Here is a 19,198-nt window from a genome sequence, read left to right as displayed (position 1 = left end):
TTGGAGGATGCTGCCTTTCGCTCTCACTTGGCGACTACACCCGCATGGGGGTATTCGTGCTTGAAGGGGGCGGCGATAGCGTTCCCGAGGGCTGGTTTGCTGAAGCAGGTAAAGCCCACGTCGATTTTGGCGACACCAATCCAAGTGCGCGAGGCTTTGGCTATGGCTATCAATGGTGGACCTATCCAAACGGCTTCGGCGCGCAAGGGATCTTCGGCCAGTCGATCACTATCGTTCCTCAGGAGGAGTTGGTGCTGACAGTGGTTGGCAATTGGTCGACAGCAACCAGCAACGCCCACCGAGCCGCATGGCGCGATGTGGCGGACAGGATTTCTGCATTGGACTGAGTCAGTCCGGCACCAGTCAAATGATTGTGCGCGAGACGCCGGTGTTGCTGTAGCGTTGCAGGATGTTGTCGTGCACGATCGGGCTAAGCAACTCTTCAAATGCGACGCCTACGATGCAGTTTTCCCACCAAACGACCTGACCTTGGAGCGATTCGAGGCCGGGCAGGGTGAGCCAGCACATCTGGCCGTCATGCATCCGGTTGATCGAATTGGCGGAAAAGCCAGAGATTGAAAGGTCCTGCACGTTGGTCTGGAACGCGCGGCCGCCTGAGGCCCGCAAAGTCGCAGGGATAGTCAAGCGCGTGCGCGGCGAACAGCGGTCTTCCTGTGAAGCAGCGTGATAACTGTTATTCGCAGATGGCATAGCCTTGGCAAACCTTCTTCAAATCGGCGGGAGGCTCTTTTGATCACACGCTGATTGCCACAAATTCCCTTTCGAGAGTGTTGCGGGGAAGGGTTAATGTACCGCTAATGAGCGTACTGGGGGTTTAGTCTATACGTTCGCGGTGTCCGGTCTCAAAGCCATCGGTTGCAAGCGCGACCAGGCGGTCTGCAACGACCTCTGGCCCTTTGAGTGTATCGGGATTTTCACCGGGGTATGCGCGGGCGCGCATTGCCGTGCGCGTCGCGCCCGGATCAACGATAGCAACCCGCAGCTCGCTCAGCTTTTCAACTTCCGCGCCGTAGGTTTCGAGCAGATTGTCGAAGGCGGCTTTGGTCGAACCATAAGCGCCCCAGAATGCGCGAGGGGACGCCCCGACGCTGCTGGTGAGGCCGATAATTTTGCCCGCTTTTGCGCGTCTCAGAAGCGGATCGAACCCTGCAAGAAGCGCCTGTGTGGCGACAACATTCGTGAGGATCGCTGTGTTAAACTGCTTTGGATCAATCTGGCTCAATGGTGTGAGCTCTGGCAAATAAGCCGCTGATATTACCATCAGATCAAGTGTATCCCAGCGCCCCGCAATGGCTCCGGCCAGGCGGCTGATCGCGTCCGGCTCCATCATATCGACAGGCGCAATAGTGGAGGTGCCGCCGCCCTCATGAATTTTGTCCTCTACCGCTTCGAGCTCTTTTACCTTACGCGCGGTGATGATCACATGCGCGCCTGCATCGGCCAATGCGATAGCGGTCGCAGCGCCAATGCCTCGGCTTGCGCCAGTTACGAGCGCTGTTTGGCCTGCAAGCGGTTTGGTGTCGGTCATGGAGTGGCTTTCTCAGGGGGGATGTTGGCCCTAGGCCGCTTTTGGATCAGCAAAAGGGAGCTCATCGCTGCCTTCCTTGGCGCGCACAATATCTGTGAGCGAGGTTGGATATTCACCGGTAAAACATGCATCGCAAAACTGCGGGCATGACTTATCGCGGCCCTTCGAGCCAACAGCCCGGTAAAGGCCATCAATCGAGACAAAAGCCAGGCTATCGGCTTGAATATATTCGCGCATCGGCTCCAGATCCATGCGCGCGGCGAGCAATTTGGAGCGTTCAGGTGTGTCTACACCGTAAAAGCAGGAATGCGCCGTTGGCGGGCTGGCGACGCGGAAATGCACTTCGCTGGCGCCTGCATCGCGCATCATTTGCACGATCTTGAGGCTGGTGGTGCCGCGCACGATAGAATCGTCAATGAGGACAATGCGTTTGCCCTCTACAAGGCCGCGATTGGCATTGTGCTTGCGCTTCACTGACGAATCGCGGGCACCATCGCCGGGCTGGATGAAGGTACGGCCCACATAGTGGGAGCGGATGATACCAAGCTCAAATGGCACGCCCGATTCTTGTGCATAGCCGATGGCTGCTGGCACGCCGCTGTCGGGAACAGGTATGATGAGGTCCACATCGCAAGGAGCCTCGATAGCAAGCTCGCGCCCGATGGCTTTGCGCGCTTCATAGACGCTCTGGCCTGCAAACGTGCTGTCCGGACGGCTGAAATAGACGTGTTCGAAAATGCAGGGGCGAGGAGGCGGATTGCCGAACGGGCGCATCGTATCAATCGTGCCGTCAAAGCCCACCTGAAGCATCTCGCCCGGTTCAATCTCGCGGACAAATTCTGCGCCGACAACGTCAAAGGCGACGCTTTCGCTGGCGAAAAGGATCGTATCGGTCCCGTCGCTCTTGTTCATTTTGCCCATGACAAGCGGACGAATTCCAAGAGGATCGCGGCAGGCGATCATGCCCTCAGGCGTCATAACGATCAGCGCATAAGCACCCTCAACAAGGCGCAGTGCGTCAATGAGCCGATCAGCGACAGTGGGATAGCGCGAAGTTGCCACAAGGTGGATGATCACCTCTGTGTCAGAGGTCGATTGGAAGATCGAGCCCTTGCCAACCAGATCCTTACGCAAGGCCAAAGCATTGGAAATATTGCCATTGTGCGCAATCGCAAAGCCGCCGCTTGCAAGCTCCGCATAGAGCGGCTGCACATTGCGAAGCCCTGCGCCTCCGGTGGTGGAATAACGCACATGACCTGCTGCCATCGAACCCGGGAGTTCATCAATCGCTTCTTGAGAAGAGAAGTGCTCCGCCACATGACCAAGGCCCCGCCGCGAGATGAAGTCATTGCCATCGAAACTGGTAATGCCAGCAGCTTCCTGCCCGCGGTGTTGAAGAGCATGCAAGCCTAACGCCGTTGCAGCTGATGCTTGCTCTGCATTGATCGCACCAAAGACACCACATTCTTCGCGCAGCTTATCGCCGTCTTCGTCCATGAATGGGTGGGTGATATTACCGTCAAACTGACCCGATCCGGTAAGTGCCATTACGTTCCTCGCCCGCTGCGCTGTCGTAAGATCCCCGTTGATGGCGAGGTCAATGGCTGTGTTACCGATCAATTACAAGCCCAATGCGTGGGATTGTTGACCTGCTCCCCGAGATTCTACGCATAGTGCAGCCAAGGGTACAAAAGTGAGGCCAATGGATTACACACAGAAAGCGCGGCATTGCGCATTGTGCAGGTTTTGCGGGGCGCTTACAGCCTGCGTTCACCAAGGACTGATCACAAGCGCATCCAATCATGCTCACACCCTTTGAAAGAATGATCGCCAAGCGCTATTTATGGCCGGGCAAAGGCGAGGCGTTTATTGCGCTCGTCGCTGGTATTTCAGTGGGCGTTGTGATGCTGTCTGTCGCCATGCTCGTCCTTGTGATGAGCGTCATGGGCGGCTTTCGCTCAGAAATGCTGGACAAGTTTTCTGAGCTCAACGGCCACGCAGTTATTCAAGCCTATGGCGGTGAGCTGGATGGATGGGAAAACGTCCTGGACCGGGTTCGTGCAACAGATGGTGTTGTCAGTGCTTCTCCGCTGATCGAACAGCCATTGATAGGCGGGTACAATGGACGCAACGCCGTGGTGTTTGTGCGGGGCAACACGGCCGACGATATTGCGTCGCTTGGCCCAAAAGTTGTGATGGGCGATATAGCCAATATTCAAACCGGCGCTGGCCGAGTGGCTATTGGCGTCCAATTGGCGACCAATCTCGGTATCAGGGTTGGCGACACGATCACCATCATTAACCCGCAAGGACGCGCCACACCCTTTGGGACTAGCCCGCGCACGGTCGGCTATGAAGTTGGCGCAATTTTCGAGATGGGTCTTTATGACTTTGATGAAACATTCGTTGTTATGCCGATCCCTGATGCACAAACACTGCTGCTTTTGGGGGACAAAATCGGTCTAATTGAAGTCACCGTCACCGACCCTGACGATGTGAACGATATCCTTGGCGGTATTGAAGAGCAATTGGTTGGACGCGCCCAAATCGCCGATTGGAAGACGATCAATTCAACGCTCTTTGAAGCGCTTGAGGTGGAGCGTGTGGCGATGTTCTTTGTGCTCAGCTTTATGGTGCTCGTCGCCTCTTTTAATATTCTGTCCAGCCTCGTAATGCTGGTGCGAGCGAAGACGCGCGATATTGCGATTATGCGCACAATGGGCGCATCGCGGCGCTCGCTGCTTAAGATTTTCGTCACCACCGGCACCACGATTGGCTCCCTGGGCACGATAGCGGGGCTGATCCTCGGCTTTGTGCTACTGTATTTCCGCAATCCAATCGTGAACGGCATCGCCGCTGTCACCGGGGTAGAGATTTGGGATCCTCAAGTGCGGTTTTTGACCTCGCTTCCTGTGCGGGTGGAGCCTTGGGAGATCGCCGGAATTGTGGCACTTGGTATCGGGCTCAGCTTCCTCGCGACGCTTTACCCGGCGCTCAAAGCCTCTAACACTGATCCGGTGCAGGTGCTGCGTTATGAGTGAGCCGATTGTATCTTTGCGCGGGCTATGCCGAAGCTTTGAACAAGGCGGCACACGCATCGACGTGCTGCGCGGGGTTGATCTCGACATAATGCCGGGTGAAATCGTCGCACTTTTGGGGCCTTCGGGTTCAGGTAAATCGACCATGCTTCAGGCGGTGGGTCTGCTTGAGGGAGGCTTTGACGGTTCTATCCAGATTGCAGGTGAGCGCGCCGAGAATATGGCGTCTGACGGGCGCACCCGCGTGCGGCGTGAGCATTTGGGCTTTGTCTATCAATTTCACCATCTGCTCCCCGATTTCAACGCGGCTGAGAATGTGGTGATGCCGCAAATGGTGGCAGGAATCCCGGAAGAAGAGGCCAAAACGCGCGCGGAGAGCCTTCTCACCAGCCTGGGTCTGGGGCACCGATTAACCCACCGGCCCAGCCAGCTTTCTGGCGGTGAGCAGCAACGCGTGGCCGTTGCCCGGGCTCTTGCAAACCAGCCTACATTGGTGCTCGCTGATGAGCCCACGGGAAACCTTGATGAAGCGACGTCTGACACTGTGCTCGGGCAATTTCTCGAGCTCGTGCGAGGCGAGGGCAGTGCGGCATTAGTTGCCACCCACAATGAACGCTTAGCCTCGCGCATGGACCGCATAGTGCGATTGCATGACGGGGTCTTGACCTGACGCTCTAAGGCACCATCCTTAGAGCGCACCGTTTTTGAGGACCGACACATGACCACTCTTGCCGATTTCCAAGTCACCACCAATCGCGGCGAGACGCTCGACCTTGCGACCAAACAGGGTAAAGTTTTGCTGGTCGTAAACACCGCGTCCAAATGCGGGTTTACCCCGCAATATGATGGGCTCGAAAAGCTCTATCAGGATTTCAAAGACCAGGATTTCGAAGTCCTCGGTTTCCCATGCAATCAGTTCGGCGCTCAAGAACCGGGCAATGCCGATGAGATTGCTGAATTTTGCAAAGTCAATTTCGGTGTGACTTTCCCGCTTATGGCAAAGGTCGACGTGAACGGCGCAGATGCATCGCCATTGTTCGACTGGATGAAGTCGGAGAAAAAGGGTCTGATGGGTTCGACCTCGATCAAATGGAACTTCACCAAATTCCTGATCGACCGCGACGGCACCGTGGTGAAGCGTTATGGCCCGCAGGATGCTCCCGCAGCGATTGCTAAGGATATTGAGAAATTGCTTTAGCGCGGTTTAACGGCCCACCCCGCTGCGACTAAGCCCGCGCCCGACTTCGTTGACGCCTAGCTAAGCCTCGCTCCCCTCCCGCTTGCGGGAGGGGTTGGGGGTGGACCGCCTTCTTCTTGCTTTTCCAATACTATCACCTCCAATGCCATCTCAGCGGCTTCGTGGCTTCGCGAACAAGCTTGCCTTTGGCTTCAAGGTCGAGTTGCACAGTTTTCGCCCACCACCCGCATGCTTTGCCTTGGGGAAAGAGGGCATCAGACAAGTGAAGCTTCACCGCATCACGGATTTCGGTCTGATTGAGACCCGGCGAACAGTGCGGCAATGCGTTTTCAAACGCTGTAAGCATATTGGCATATTTCGCTGCATTTACCCGCACGGTCTTGCCCGGCGTGTTGACGTTCTCAACCTCGGTCATCTCGGCCATGTGTCTCCTCCATCCTCCTCACATTAGCTTGCCCCCAGCTTTTCCCCAAGTGGGCACGCGCGCAAGCTTGAATGGTGCGCGGTGAGGCGTACCTTCAATGTCATGCTCTACGCTCCATTTGTCCCTTTACGCGTGCTCTCATCATACTCGATGCTTGAAGGGGCGATTGATCCCAAGGCCATCGCCAAGCTTGCAAAGGAACGCGAGTATCCCGCGATCTCCATTTGCGACCGCAATGGCCTTTATGGAGCGGTCATGTTTGCAGGTGCTTGCAAGAGTGAGGGCGTTCAGCCGATTATTGGTACGCTTTTGGGCGTTGCACGGGAAGGATCTGATGGACGCCTCGTCGATTACCTTCCGCTGCTTGCCAAAGATGAGGCGGGGTATAACAATCTGTGTCATCTGGTTTCCGCTGCGCACCTCGACCGGCCTTTGGAGCTTGAGCCCCATGTTCAGATGTCTGAGTTGGAGGGGCATTCGGACGGGCTGATTGCTTTGACAGGTGCAGGCGAGGGGGCTCTAACCCGCCTTCTGGCCGAGGGGCAGAATGACGCGGCGCGCGAGTTGGTCGAAAAGCTTGAGCACTTGTTCCCAAATCGGCTCTACATCGAACTTGCCCGCCACGGCGATCCCGTGTGTGAACGCGCGGAAGAGCCGCTGATTGACATGGCTTATGCGCGCGGCCTCCCACTGGTTGCCACCAATCCTTCGAACTTTGCAGAGCCCCATATGCACAAGGCGCATGACGCCATGCTGTGCATTGCGAACTCGACCTATATCGAAAACGAGGACCGCCCCCGCACCAATGCGGAGGCTTACGTCAAGACCGCGCATATGATGCGCGACCTGTTTATCGACCTGCCAGAGGCAATTTCGAACACCCTCGTCATAGCTCAGCGTTGTGCCTATGCGCCGCCTTACCGCGATCCGATCTTGCCGAGCCTTGCTGGCGACCTTGAGGGCGAGGCCAAGATGCTGGCTGACCTGTCCAAGGCGGGGCTCGAGGACCGGCTGTCGTCATACGAGGACCTGTCAGATGAAGACCGCAAGGTCTATTTTGACCGGCTCGATTACGAAATTGGCATCATCGTCAATATGGGGTTCCCGGGCTACTTCTTGATCGTTGCCGACTTTATCCAATGGGCAAAAGACCAAGGGATACCTGTGGGACCGGGGCGCGGTTCTGGTGCGGGGTCGATTGTGGCCTGGGCGCTGACGATCACCGACTTGGACCCCATTCAATTGGGTTTGCTGTTCGAGCGGTTCCTGAACCCGGAACGTGTGTCGATGCCCGACTTCGACATCGACTTCTGCGAGACACGGCGCGGCGAAGTCATCCGTTATGTCCAAGAGAAATACGGAGCCGATCACGTCGCACAGATCATCACCTTTGGTAAAATGAAAGCCCGCGCGGTGCTTCGCGATTGCGGCCGGATTTTGCAGATGAGCTATGGCCAGGTCGACCGGCTGTGCAAGATGGTGCCGAACCATCCGACCGACCCTTGGACACTGCCGCGTGCGCTCAATGGAGCAGCGGATTTCAAACAGGAGTATAACAACGACAACGAAGTGAAGCGCCTCGTTGATCTGGCCTTGCAGCTCGAGGGTTTGCCCAGGAACAGCTCAACCCACGCGGCGGGTGTTGTGATCGGGGACCGCCCCCTCGCTCAGCTTGTCCCGCTCTACCGCGATCCGCGCTCGGACATGCCGGTGACGCAGTACGACATGAAGAATGTTGAAAGCTCTGGGCTGGTCAAGTTCGACTTTTTGGGGCTCAAGACACTCTCGGTCCTGCGCAAAGCGGTGGACCTGCTTGCCGAACGCGGGATTGATATCGACCTTGGAGCGCTCCCGCTTGATGACACCGGCGTCTATGACCTTATGCAGTCGGGTAACACGGTGGGCGTGTTCCAGTTGGAATCGGAAGGCATGCGGCGCACGCTTAAGGCGGTGAAGCCATCGAATTTTGGCGATATTATCGCCCTTGTTTCGCTCTACCGCCCGGGCCCGATGGACAACATCCCGCTCTTCGGACAACGCAAAGCGGGCGAGGTGCCGATTGAATATCCGCACGAAAAACTCGAAGGCATCCTTAAAGAAACCTACGGCATTTTTGTCTACCAAGAACAGGTGATGCAGGCAGCCCAGATACTGGCTGGCTACTCACTTGGGGACGCAGATTTGCTTCGCCGGGCCATGGGTAAAAAGGTCCAGGCAGAGATGGACATACAGCGCGGCACCTTTGTCGAAGGCTGTAAGAAAGTCTCTGATATTGAGGCAAAACAAGCCAACGAGCTGTTCGATTTGATCGACAAATTTGCAGGTTACGGTTTCAACAAGTCGCACGCGGCTGCCTATGCGCTTCTCGCCTTCCAGACCGCATGGCTCAAAGCGCATTACCCTGAGGAATTTTTCGCGGCCTCCATGTGCTTCGACATGCACCAATCCGACAAGCTCAGCATTTTCGTCGATGATGCGCGGCGGTATCCGGTGGAGCGTGAAGGGGGCCCAGATTCCAAGGTGAACGGCGTCGAAGTCCTCGCGCCCGATGTAAACTACTCACAGGCGAAATACACGACCGAGCAAACCGATCACGGATATGCAGTGCGTTATGCGCTAGCAGGTATTCGCAACGTGGGCGAAAAAGCGATGGACGCCATCGTTGCCGAGCGGGAGGCGAATGGAAAGTTTGAAAGCCTCAAGGACTTTTTCGAGCGCATTCCTCAAGGCTCCATGAACCGGCGCCAGTTGGAGGGGCTCATTTGTGCAGGCGCCTTGGACGGGCTCCACCCCAATCGCGGCGAGCTGTTTGCCAATGCCGACCTTCTGCTTGCCACAGCAGACGCGGCTGCGCGCGAGCGGTCAAGCGGGCAGGGCGGATTGTTTGGCGGTGAAAACGCCCCGCAAGAGGACCTGCGCCTGCAGGCAGCAGAAAGCTGGCCGCGCATCGAGCAAATGGCGAGGGAACGCGAAAACTTCGGCTTCTATTTCTCTGCGCACCCGGTGCAGCAATATCGCGAAGCCGCCTCCGCTCACGGTGCAAGGACTTATCAAAGCCTGATGGAAGGCGGCGCGCCCGCGGGCGGCCGGTCAACCGCTGTCATTGCTGCGATGGTCGAAAGTGCCAACAAAGGTTGCACCAAGCGGGGGGCTGAGTTCATCCGCGCAGATTTCTCCGACAGTTCAGGCCAATTCTCCAGCGCATGCTTTGAAGAATCGCTCGTCGATAAGTTTCCCGAATGGGCTGCCTCGGGCGAATGCGTCCTTCTCACCGTTGAACTCGACAGCCCCAATCCCGGTGAACCGCCGCGCTTGACCGTGCGCGGCGCAAAACCGCTGGCGGCCGTCTCGGGCTCAATCCCGATGATCCTCAAAGCGGATGTTACAAGCGTGGATGCAATCGCTGAGCTGAAGCTGGCACTCGGCACTGCGCAAGGCGCGCAAGGGGAAGTGCTCTTGCGGTTGATCCTTGGTGATGAAGAAGAGGCCCATGTGCGCCTTGGTATGAATTATCTGCTTAATGGCGAACTCGCAGAACGTCTCGCCGAGCTTGAGGGGCTCTCCAATGTCACGATCACCCCAGCGCGGGGCCGCGCAAACCTTAAATTGGTGGCGTAGTGACGAACGCGGTCAGTGACCTAACCGAAAAAGAGAAGGAGGCCTTGCGCCTTCTGGTGGAGGGGCACGACGCAAAGTCATCCGCTGCGCTTCTCGATATTTCGGTCCACACGGTCAATGACCGCCTGCGCAATGCGCGCCGCAAATTGGAAGTGTCGAGCAGCCGAGAGGCCGCAAGGATTTTGCGGGATGCCGAGGGCGTCACGGGGCCCAAACCCACAAACGCACCCACAAATACACCCCAAAACACACCCAAAAGTGTGACACCCACACAAATCGGGATAGCAGCGGGAGGACCAGCTGCGGATAATGGAGCCATCAATCAACGAAGCCAAAAGAGTCCTTCTCGGGCCCTGTGGCTAGCAGGAGGAATGCTCATTATGTCTCTTATTATTGCAGCCGCTATCTTTGCAGCAGTCTCTACATCAAGCGAAGAGAGTGCCACGCCGAGTGAAGGCGCAAACTCACCTTCAGCGCCAACAACAGCATCAGTGTCTCAAGAAAGTCAGGCAAGTCCGGCTGCAGAGGCGCGGGCGCTGCGCTTTATTGGTGCAGTGGATGCCAGTGATTGGAAAGGCAGCTGGGATGCTGCAGGTCCATTCTTTCAGGCGCAGACCAGCGTTGATGAATGGACCAGCGTCATTCAACCGGTACGCTCGCCGCTAGGCAATGCCGAGGAACGGCGTCTCACGAACGTACAAAAAGTACAAACTCTGCCTGGCGCTCCAGATGGGGATTATGAGATTCTTCAATACAACACCAAGTTTGCCAAGAGTGGCATGATTTCTACCGAAACGGTGATCTTGGTGCGCAATGGAAGCGATTTCGACATTGCGGGATATTTCATTCGCTAGCAAAAAGATTGATCGCGAGCGAGTGGTCATGTTCAAACCCAACAAAAAAGGGGCCGGATCACTCCGGCCCCTTTTCATTTATCAGCTGTAAAGCCGCGTCTTACATGCCCGAACCCGGACCATAAGTAACTTCTACGCGGCGGTTTTGCAGTTCGCGCACACCGTCTTCGGTTGGAACGCGGTTCTGCGTCTCACCAAAGGCTTGTGAGGAAATACGGCCCGCTGGAATGCCGCGACCAGCCAGGTATTGGTTCACACTCGCATTACGACGCTCAGCAAGCGCTTGGTTGTATGAATTGCTGCCTGAACGGTCGGTGTGACCTGCGAGCATCACGGATGCTGTACCGCAGTTTGAGTAGGCCGTCACAGCGTTGTCCAGAATCGTTGCTGCATCCGATGTGATGACCGACTGGTCAAAATCGAAGAACACGATGTAAGGCCCAGTATTACAGGGCGGAGGCGCTGGGGGCGGTGGGGGAGGCGGCGCCGGTGGTGGCGGCGGCGGTGCAACCGGAGCTGGCGGTGGTGGTGGTGGAGGCGTTGGTGCACCGAAGTTGAACAAGATACTCGCCAGAATCGAGTGCGATTCATAGCTTGCTTCAAGATCAGTCGCCCCGCGAGCGGTAAGGTCTACATCGTCGCGCACAAAGTAGCGATATTTCACGCCGAGATCGACATTGTCGTTCAAGGCAAATCGCGCACCGGCTAGAGCCTGATAGGCAAGGCCTGTGTCGCCGTCGCTGATCGGAACGCCAATTGTGTCATTACCTGCCTGAATTTCGACATGTGCAAGACCAATACCGCCGCCGCCGAAGACGGTGAAGCCGTCGTCATTGCCGAACTCAACTATACCATTGATCATTGCAGCGAAAACGTCAGCTGCGCCGATGTCTGTCTCGCTCACACCGACGGGAACACCCGCGTTATCGATGAACCCAGGAGTGATCGCTTCGAGAGCATCCGCATCATTTTTGCGATAGCTCAAATCAGCTTCAAGGCGGAAGGCGCCAAAGTCATAACCAGCAACGCCGCCGATTTCATAGCCGCCCTCGCGGTCTACACGGGCTGTCCGCTCTTCGATGGTTGGGGCTTCAAGATCAAGGTCGATATCGGTCCCAAGGACGTAACCGCCCTCAATACCAACATATGGCTGGCCTTCGCGCGCTTGGGCGGGGACTGCCACAATCGCGGCCGCTCCAGCCAGTAAAAATAGATGTTTGTTCATCGCAATCCTCGTATTAATGCCATGTTTCGATATTTCTTATCGTTGGGTTTGGCAAGACAATTACATTCGTGGGGCCGCCGGGTTCCGAAATTTTTACATTTTGCTGAAAACAGGTCACTTTCTTGTCACGCTTTCTGTGTCGGGATCAGCGCCATTGGCTCCAGAATCGATATTAAAGTTGAAGAGTGGTCTTATCCCTGACGTTTGTCCAGCGCCTGCGTCAAAGGGCGATTTGATCCTGCAAAAATGACGATTGCCAAGGCAATCGCGCCGCGCCATTATCTGTCCTAATAACAGCAGCGACGCGGCTGCCAAATAAGCGATTGAGGGAGAGAGATACCCATGCCCACACAGACACTTGGCGCGATGCAGGATTGGTCGATGCGGATCACTCATGTGATTGACCATGCCGCAAGAGAGGCAGGTGGCCGCGAAATTGTCACACGCTGGGCAGATGGCAGCGAGACACGCACCGATTGGGCCGGCATTCGCACCGATGCCTTAAAAATGGCGCAGGCGCTGGAAGCTCTCGGCATTAAACCGGGTGAGCGCGTGGCGAGCCTTGCGATGAACCATTCGCGCCATTTGGTGAGCTGGTACGGTGTCGCAGGGATGGGCGGGGTGCTCCATACGGTGAACCCGCGGCTTTTCGAAGACCAACTGGAATATATTGTCACCCACGCTGAAGACCGCGTGCTTCTCTACGATGCAGCTTTCCAGCCGATAGTCGACAACATGAAAGACCGCTGGACCACGATTGAGCATTATGTTTGCTACGATTCAGATGAGCACTCTCAGTCCTTCGAAGACTGGATCGGCGCACAAGACGGCAAATACGAATGGTTTGCCGGTGACGAGCGAGATCCTTGCATGATTTGCTACACCTCAGGGACAACGGGCAATCCCAAAGGCGTGCAGTACGAACACCGCTCGACAGTGCTTCATGCGGTTTCCGGATTGCAGCCTTCAACCTTCAATTTCTCGGGCTCTTCGGTCATGCTGCCGGTGGTGCCAATGTTCCATGCGGCCAGCTGGGGGCTGCCCTATGCAGGCGCAATGGCGGGGATCAAATTTGTGTTCTCTGCGGTCAATGACCCTGCGGTTCTGCACGAGCTGATGCTGCGCGAAGGGGTGACAGACAGCGCAGGTGTCCCAACCGTTTGGCTCGCTCACTTCCAATATTGCGACAAGGAAGGCATCGACCTGCCGCCTTTGAAAGCGGCGACGATTGGCGGTTCAGCCTGCCCGCGCTTCATGATTGAGCGCCTGATGAAAAACGGCACGCGGGTTCAGCACGCTTGGGGTATGACGGAGACTTCACCGATTGGCACAGTTGGCGGGCCAACCTGGGATTGGGATCAGCTTTCATTCAAAGAAAAGGTCGATAAGACCGCGATGCAGGGACGGCCGATCTTTGGCGTGGAGCTTCGCATTGTTGATCTCGACGATATGACCACCGAATTGCCGCGCGATGGGGAGGCCTCTGGCGCGCTGCAAATCCGCGGACCTTGGATTATCCAGCGCTATTTGAAGGCGGAGAACGATGCCACCAATGAGGATGGCTGGTTCGATACCGGCGACGTTGGAATCATCCACCCTGACGGCACGCTGCAACTGACCGACCGCACGAAGGATGTTATCAAATCAGGCGGCGAATGGATCAGCTCGGTCGAGCTTGAGAACGCTGCGGTAGGTCATCCGGAAGTCGCCGAGGCGGCCTGTGTTGGCATGTACCACTCCAAATGGGATGAACGGCCTGTGCTGTTCGTGGTCCGAAACGAAGGATCTAGCGTCACGGGTGACCACATCGTTGAGCATTTGAAGCCGCTGATCGCCAAATGGTGGCTTCCCGATGCGGTCGAGTTTGTGGACGACATTCCGCACACGGCCACCGGCAAGATTTCTAAGAAAGACCTGCGTGCACGTTTCTCTGGCTACAAGCTGGAGCAATAAGCATGGTCGAAACCTATATCGACCCATCACCCACCAATTTTCAGGCGTTCAAAGACCTGCCGCGCGATGAGCCGATCCATATGCTCAACCTATTGCGATACCGCGAGTTGGCTGAATATCCGGAAGGGCATGAGCACCATGGCAATGGGTGGACAGGGCGGCGCGCTTATGAGGAATATGGCAAGACGTCTGGGCCTATCTTTGCAGGCGTAGGCGGTAGCGTGGTTTGGCGCGGCGCTTTCCAGACGATGGTCACGGGGCCTGAGCCCGACGATAAGGTCTGGCACGATGGTTTTGTGGCGCAGTACCCCGGCTCCGGTGCGTTTTTTGCGATGATTAAGGATGCAGAGTACCAGCTTGCTGTGGTGAACCGGACGGCGGCCCTGCTGGACAGCCGCTTAATGCGCTTTAAGCCGGGCGAGACTGGCGGGGGGTTTGGCTGAGGAGAGCGTCCACACTCAGTAATCTATATCATCCACCCCATTGATCTGCGCCATGCGCTTATCCAGCATCAACACCGGTGTGCTGAGTTCAAGGTAGCGCGTTAGGTCGCGGCAATCCACGCGAACCCAATCCTGATCCCCCCAGCGTTCGATATCGGGATGACCGGTGCTGGTAACATTCAGGTCCTTGCAGCGCGCGCGAAGGTTCAATTCAGGACCGGGGGCAGGGGCCCTGTTTGCTTGCTCGGGAAAGCACTGCGAGCGGAGCGCTCCATCAAGCACACGCTTTGTTTGCGCAGTGCATCGGCTTCGCGGAATCCATGCTTCCCAGCGCGTCATTCCGTACTCTTTTGTGAAATAGAACCTTTCCAATGCATTGCCCTGCGAAGACAGATCGCGCGACCCAAAGTGGTCCGAACGGATCGACAAAAGGGTCTTGCGGCGGCCATCTTCATTGCCTTCATACGTGTAGTTCATCGGCGCATTCCAGAAGGTCACGCCGTGACTGCCACCGGCATTGCAGCCGCTCTCTTGTTGAAGCGGTGTTCGCGTGTTTCGATTGGTGATCCTGCTTGTTTCAGGCCATTCACTTGGCGGGGTTTGCAGCGGAAACAAGACCCATCCGCCAGCCCGCAATTCTGGGGAATTGAGCGCGCGCTTGTCACGCGGTTTTCGCCTATTGAACCGGGTGCCGCGCGGGATTTCACGCGCCAGTTTGGGAGCAAACAACTGATCAAGACATCCGCCATCGGAGGTTCGAATGATCGAAGAATATGGGCCGTGCGTCAGATCAATGAGATCGAAGCTATCGCTTTCTTCAGAAAACGAGAAGGTAAAGCCAGCGTCGAAATCTGTGTCCAGATTTCGGGAGACCAGAACCCGCACCTCCCCATCTTCGCCGCGCACCGGTATAGAATTCCACGCCGCATAACTGATTTGGCTCGCCGTGTCCCAATCGGTCATCAAGTAAGGGGAGGGCTCACCGATCTCGATGTTCCGCCGCTTCCCGCAAACTGCTGGATCGCCTTTGATCGCCTCGCCCTCCACATCAATACAAACATCCTGCACGAGAAAGTCGTAAAGCTCTGGCGAAGCATTCGGCATTGCGAGAACCGGGCAGGCAAATAGGGTTGCAGCTGAGCAGAAAAGTACGATCAAAGCCCGCATATGATTTTCTCCATCTGGCAAATCCTAAACATGCCGCAAGCTGTATACATGTCCGCTGACTGCTTTGTGTTTTCTTTGTTACGAAGTGGTCAAAGTAACCGCATCTGCCCGGCCAATTCAGGCGGACGACTGACGTAGCGCACCATGGTCTGGTCCACGCCCAGCGCCATGCAGGCACGGCGCCAAAAAGATTATGGGGCGCACCTAGAAGATCTCCTGGAGATGAGCCACCTCCTGTCGCCTGGCACCGGGCGCTAAAACTGTTTTGTGCTGATCTCCTTGAGCATGGCGTTGGCCAGCATCGAATCTGCCAGCAGCTTCTTCAGACGCTCGTTCTCCTGTTACTTTAAAACAGCGTTGATCTGCTCTTCGCTGAACCTGCTCCGCTTCATTCGTCCGTCTCCTTGCCAGGGTCGGACTCTATTTATCGCTGGAGCAAATCTAGGGGCTCAGACCAGTCAGTGTCATCTATTCGACACTGCTCAACTCCGCTCAAAGAGCCAGCGTAAATCCGCCATTTACCGGATAGGTCTGTCCGCTGATCCACGAGCTCGCATCAGAGGCCAGGAAGAGCGCCATATTGGCGATATCATCAGGTTCGCCAGGTCGGCGTACAATGTAGCGGGAGAACATCTTTTTCACCCGTTCCGCATCCTCCAGTTGTTTTTCAATCGCTGGGGTGCGGGTGGCGGAGATTGCTATGCAGTTTGCGTTGACCTGAAACCGGGCGGCGGTGCGGGCGACGCTGCGCATGAATCCTGCGGCACCTGCCTTTGCGCCGGCATACATTTCGAGTCCCGCATCGCCATTGCGTGCAGCATCGGAGATGATGGTGATGATCCGGCCCGGAGCGCCGCGCTCAATCAAATCAGGCATGACCGCCGCGGTGCAATTCATCACGCCGTAGAGATTGACGCCAATCGACTGGTTCCAAACATCTGGCCCGGTTTCCCAGAAGGGTTTCATCACTTCGGCGGTAGGATTTGCGCCCATATTGCCCGCATTGTTGATCAAAGTTCCAACCGGCCCCAAGTCCGCTTTGACCTTCGCGACCATGTCCTTGACGGCATCGAGATCGGTCACGTCGCACTGAACCGCAATCGCCTTGCCGCCCTGCGCGCAGATTTCTTCGGCAACCGCCTCTGCCCGGTCGAGACGGTAGTCGTTCACGGCAACGCCGCCGCTATTGTGCTCGGACAGGTGAAGGGCGATCTGCCTGCCCACACCTTGCCCCGCGCCCGTTACCAGTGAAACGCGGCCTGATTGATCGAGCATGTCTTTGTCCATTGGGTGAGATCCTCTCATAGGCGTCGTCGTCATTTACGACGCTGACACTGTTCCATTTTCGATAAGGTGTTCGATCTCATTGGCGCTGTACCCGGCACCGCTGAGAATGGCTTTCCAGTCTTTGCCCCTTGGCGGGGGCGCCTGCGGAGCAGCGCTGGCATCGCGTGAAAATTCAGGCGCCGCTTTGGTCTGCAACACGTCGTCCACGCGGTGATAGACTTGCCGGTGCGCCATATGAGGGTGCTGCGCCGCTTCATCAGGAGCAAGGACCGGGGCAAAGCAGCTGTCGGTGCCTTCGAGAAGCGATTGCCAATGCGCGCGCGGCTGGCTTGCAAAAAGCTGTGTGAGTTCATCGCGCAGCTCAGGCCAAAGGGCCGGATCGAGCTGCCCTTTTGTAAAGCGCTCATCTGCGCCAAGTCCAAGGCGCTCTATAAGTTCGGCGTAGAATTGCGGCTCAAGCGGGGCGATATTGATCCAGCCGCCATCAGCGCACCGATAGCTTTGGCCAGCCCAGTGTGAATTGTCGAAGCCTTGCGCATCTCGGGCAAAATCGCCGCCTGACGCGGCCACCATAGACAAAAGCAGATTGAGCAGATTTGCTGATCCGTCGACGATTGCAGCATCGACGACTTGCCCCTGTCCGCCTGACCTCACGCGCAGCACCCCGGAGAGAATACCGAGCGCCAAATAGAGCGCGCCGCCAGCAATATCGCCTAGCACCGTAGAAGGCGCCTGCGGAGCGCTGCCTGATGCTCCAGCATACCACAGCGCCCCGGAAAGCGAGGTGTAGTTACTATCGTGTCCCGCCGCTTGGGCGAGCGGTCCGCTCTGTCCCCACCCGGTCATTCGCCCATAGACCAGCGCTGGATTGCGTGTCAGGCATACATCCGGACCGAGCCCCAGACGCTCCATCACGCCGGGGCGCATTCCTTCAATCAGCGCATCTGCACCAGAGATTAGCTTGAGCACGACCTCAGCTGCTTCAGGCGCTTTGAGATCGAGCACAATCGAGCGCTTGCCGCGGTGGTATATCTGGTTCGGCCGCGCTTTGCCCATGTCTGAGGCGGGACGCTCAATCGCGATGACCTCTGCGCCTAAGTCAGCGAGCAGCATGCCGCAAAACGGCCCCGGACCTATCCCAGAGATTTCAATGATTTTGACCCCGGCAAGGACACCCGTCATTTCAGCAATTGCCGCGCCATTACCCGGTATTTGTGCACTTCGGTCGGGCCTTCATAAATGCGGGCAAGCCTTTGACCATCGAACCAATGGGCAAGCGGGCTTTCATAGGTGCCGCCAGCGCCCCCGTGGATTTGGATCGCGCGGTCGATCACCTTGCCCACCATTTCAGTACAGACCATTTTGATCATGCTTGCCTCTACCCGCGTGTCATGGCCTTGGTCGGCCTTTTCTGCGCAAGCATACATCATCAAGCGGTTTTGTTGGATCTCAATCCAGCTGTCGACAATCATCGATTGGATTGCCTGTTTCTCGCTCAGCGCACTGCCAAAAGCGTGGCGCGATTTGGCATAGTTGACCATCATTTCGTAGCAGCGCTGAGCGATGCCAAGTGCACGTGCGCCGACCTCGAAACGCGCAGCGGAGAGGGCCTTTTGCGCCCCCTTAAACCCAGCGCCTTCGCCGCCGATCAGTGAAAGCTCGTCCACCTTGCAATCGTCAAAGATCAGCTGGTGAGTTTTAAATTGGCCCAGCATTGGAATTTCACGCGCCGTGATACCAGGGTTGCTTGTCTCAACGCCAAACATGGAGATACCGGGGGCTCCTTTGCCCTTCTCGGTGCGGGCAACAACGAAAACATAATCCGCGTGAGCAAAGTTGCTGATCCAGATCTTGTCGCCATTGATAACCCAGCCGCTCCCATCCGGATCGCGCTTTGCGCTGGTGTTGACGGACATTGCAGGGTCAGCGCCGCCGCTGGGCTCGGTCTGAGCGAAGCAGTGCCGCTTTTCGCCTGCTAGAAGCGGGTCAAGATACCGCTTCTTCTGCTCACCTTCCAAACCGTAAAGATTGGTGAGCGTACTGCTTCCGCCAAATTGAAGCTCCGCAAGGCACTTACATTTCTCTTCAAAGATGGCGAGATAAGTGACAATCGGCAGCTCAATTCCGCCAAGCGTTGCAGGCGCTGTTAGCCCCCAAAGACCAGCCGCTTTTGCTGCGTCACGTCCGGGCGCAAAGTCGTCAGGGACAAGCGTCTCACCCGCCAATATGCGCCGTTCAAGCGGCACTTGATGATCTTTGACCAATCGCCGGACCAGATCAACAATCGCGGTCGTTTCTTCCGAGAATTGGTACATGCGCGAATTTCCTCACCCCAAGGGACATTGTTCTTGACTCATCATCAAGCATGATACTTGTTGGCCGTCAAATATATTGTCAGACTGAGGAAAACTCGGCTGATCAGAAGGGATGCGGGCACGGCAT

17 protein-coding genes and 1 pseudogene are annotated in these 19,198 nt (G+C 56.6%); 9 read left to right on the top strand and 9 right to left on the bottom strand.

Annotation, left to right across the window (positions count from 1 at the left end; translation table 11 throughout):
* The first annotated feature begins 44 nt into the window (after positions 1–44).
* A complete protein-coding gene (locus AC0V60_RS06660) occupies positions 45–347 on the top strand; it encodes a serine hydrolase (protein WP_486177713.1) in 303 nt (100 codons plus the stop codon).
* Positions 348–363: 16 nt separating this feature from the next.
* Here the strand turns inward: AC0V60_RS06660 and AC0V60_RS06655 are convergent, their stop codons facing one another.
* The 3 genes from AC0V60_RS06655 to purF form a co-directional block, all read right to left on the bottom strand.
* Positions 364–711 carry a PilZ domain-containing protein gene (locus AC0V60_RS06655; protein ID WP_486177712.1) on the bottom strand — a complete coding sequence of 116 codons (348 nt, stop codon included), beginning with the start codon at positions 709–711 and terminating at the stop codon, positions 364–366.
* A gap of 124 nt (positions 712–835) precedes the next feature.
* Positions 836–1,549 (bottom strand): SDR family NAD(P)-dependent oxidoreductase, encoded by a 714-nt coding sequence (locus AC0V60_RS06650; RefSeq protein ID WP_486177711.1) that lies wholly within the window; start codon positions 1,547–1,549, stop codon positions 836–838.
* A gap of 30 nt (positions 1,550–1,579) precedes the next feature.
* On the bottom strand, positions 1,580–3,097 hold the full coding sequence (gene purF / locus AC0V60_RS06645; protein WP_486177710.1) for an amidophosphoribosyltransferase: 1,518 nt from the start codon (positions 3,095–3,097) through the stop codon (positions 1,580–1,582).
* A 251-nt stretch (positions 3,098–3,348) separates the two neighbouring features.
* Here purF and AC0V60_RS06640 point away from each other — a divergent pair, with 251 nt between their 5' ends.
* Genes AC0V60_RS06640 through AC0V60_RS06630 form a run of 3 tightly spaced genes read left to right on the top strand, consistent with a single transcriptional unit; the run spans position 3,349 to position 5,785 of the window.
* Positions 3,349–4,590, top strand: a complete 1,242-nt coding sequence (locus AC0V60_RS06640; RefSeq protein ID WP_486179457.1) for a lipoprotein-releasing ABC transporter permease subunit — start codon at positions 3,349–3,351, stop codon at positions 4,588–4,590.
* Positions 4,583–5,257, top strand: coding sequence for an ABC transporter ATP-binding protein (locus AC0V60_RS06635; RefSeq protein ID WP_486177709.1), 675 nt, complete (start codon positions 4,583–4,585; stop codon positions 5,255–5,257). The genes AC0V60_RS06640 and AC0V60_RS06635 overlap by 8 nt, the downstream gene beginning before the upstream one ends.
* A gap of 48 nt (positions 5,258–5,305) precedes the next feature.
* A complete protein-coding gene (locus tag AC0V60_RS06630; protein WP_486177708.1) occupies positions 5,306–5,785 on the top strand; it encodes a glutathione peroxidase in 480 nt (159 codons plus the stop codon).
* Between the two features lie 133 nt (positions 5,786–5,918).
* On the opposite strand, the gene AC0V60_RS06625 is transcribed toward AC0V60_RS06630, so the two are convergent.
* Positions 5,919–6,209 (bottom strand): DUF6958 family protein, encoded by a 291-nt coding sequence (locus AC0V60_RS06625; RefSeq protein WP_486177707.1) that lies wholly within the window; start codon positions 6,207–6,209, stop codon positions 5,919–5,921.
* A gap of 102 nt (positions 6,210–6,311) precedes the next feature.
* On the opposite strand from AC0V60_RS06625, the gene dnaE reads away from it, so the two are divergent.
* From dnaE to AC0V60_RS06610, 3 genes and pseudogenes are all read left to right on the top strand, one after another.
* Positions 6,312–9,827: a DNA polymerase III subunit alpha gene (gene dnaE / locus AC0V60_RS06620; RefSeq protein WP_486177706.1), complete on the top strand. Its 3,516-nt coding sequence runs from the start codon at positions 6,312–6,314 to the stop codon at positions 9,825–9,827.
* Positions 9,827–9,949: pseudogene (locus AC0V60_RS06615) on the top strand (LuxR C-terminal-related transcriptional regulator); the annotation flags it as partial. The gene dnaE and the pseudogene AC0V60_RS06615, both read left to right, overlap by 1 nt.
* Positions 9,950–10,198: 249 nt before the next feature.
* The gene (locus tag AC0V60_RS06610; protein ID WP_486179456.1) at positions 10,199–10,681 is read left to right on the top strand and encodes a DUF4019 domain-containing protein; all 483 of its coding nucleotides are present in this window, start codon (positions 10,199–10,201) and stop codon (positions 10,679–10,681) included.
* Positions 10,682–10,781: 100 nt separating this feature from the next.
* Here AC0V60_RS06610 and AC0V60_RS06605 read toward each other — a convergent pair whose 3' ends face one another.
* Complete coding sequence (locus AC0V60_RS06605) at positions 10,782–11,906, bottom strand: OmpA family protein (RefSeq protein WP_486177705.1); 1,125 nt, start codon at positions 11,904–11,906, stop codon at positions 10,782–10,784.
* A gap of 342 nt (positions 11,907–12,248) precedes the next feature.
* On the opposite strand from AC0V60_RS06605, the gene AC0V60_RS06600 reads away from it, so the two are divergent.
* Positions 12,249–13,859 carry a long-chain fatty acid--CoA ligase gene (locus AC0V60_RS06600; protein ID WP_486177704.1) on the top strand — a complete coding sequence of 537 codons (1,611 nt, stop codon included), beginning with the start codon at positions 12,249–12,251 and terminating at the stop codon, positions 13,857–13,859.
* A 2-nt stretch (positions 13,860–13,861) separates the two neighbouring features.
* Complete coding sequence (locus AC0V60_RS06595) at positions 13,862–14,302, top strand: DUF1330 domain-containing protein (RefSeq protein WP_486177703.1); 441 nt, start codon at positions 13,862–13,864, stop codon at positions 14,300–14,302.
* Positions 14,303–14,317: 15 nt separating this feature from the next.
* Here the strand turns inward: AC0V60_RS06595 and AC0V60_RS06590 are convergent, their stop codons facing one another.
* From AC0V60_RS06590 to AC0V60_RS06575, 4 genes are all read right to left on the bottom strand, one after another.
* Positions 14,318–15,469: a hypothetical protein gene (locus AC0V60_RS06590; RefSeq protein ID WP_486177702.1), complete on the bottom strand. Its 1,152-nt coding sequence runs from the start codon at positions 15,467–15,469 to the stop codon at positions 14,318–14,320.
* 492 nt (positions 15,470–15,961) lie between these two features.
* On the bottom strand, positions 15,962–16,756 hold the full coding sequence (locus AC0V60_RS06585; protein WP_486177701.1) for an SDR family NAD(P)-dependent oxidoreductase: 795 nt from the start codon (positions 16,754–16,756) through the stop codon (positions 15,962–15,964).
* Positions 16,757–16,789: 33 nt separating this feature from the next.
* On the bottom strand, positions 16,790–17,938 hold the full coding sequence (locus AC0V60_RS06580) for a CaiB/BaiF CoA transferase family protein (protein ID WP_486177700.1): 1,149 nt from the start codon (positions 17,936–17,938) through the stop codon (positions 16,790–16,792).
* Positions 17,935–19,071, bottom strand: coding sequence for an acyl-CoA dehydrogenase family protein (locus AC0V60_RS06575; protein WP_486177699.1), 1,137 nt, complete (start codon positions 19,069–19,071; stop codon positions 17,935–17,937). The genes AC0V60_RS06580 and AC0V60_RS06575 overlap by 4 nt, the downstream gene beginning before the upstream one ends.
* Between the last annotated feature and the right edge of the window lie 127 nt (positions 19,072–19,198).

The organism is Erythrobacter sp. S259, assembly GCF_057364965.1.
The sequence above is the reverse complement of the archived record's forward strand: the minus strand, read 5'-3'. Positions and strand labels throughout refer to the sequence as shown.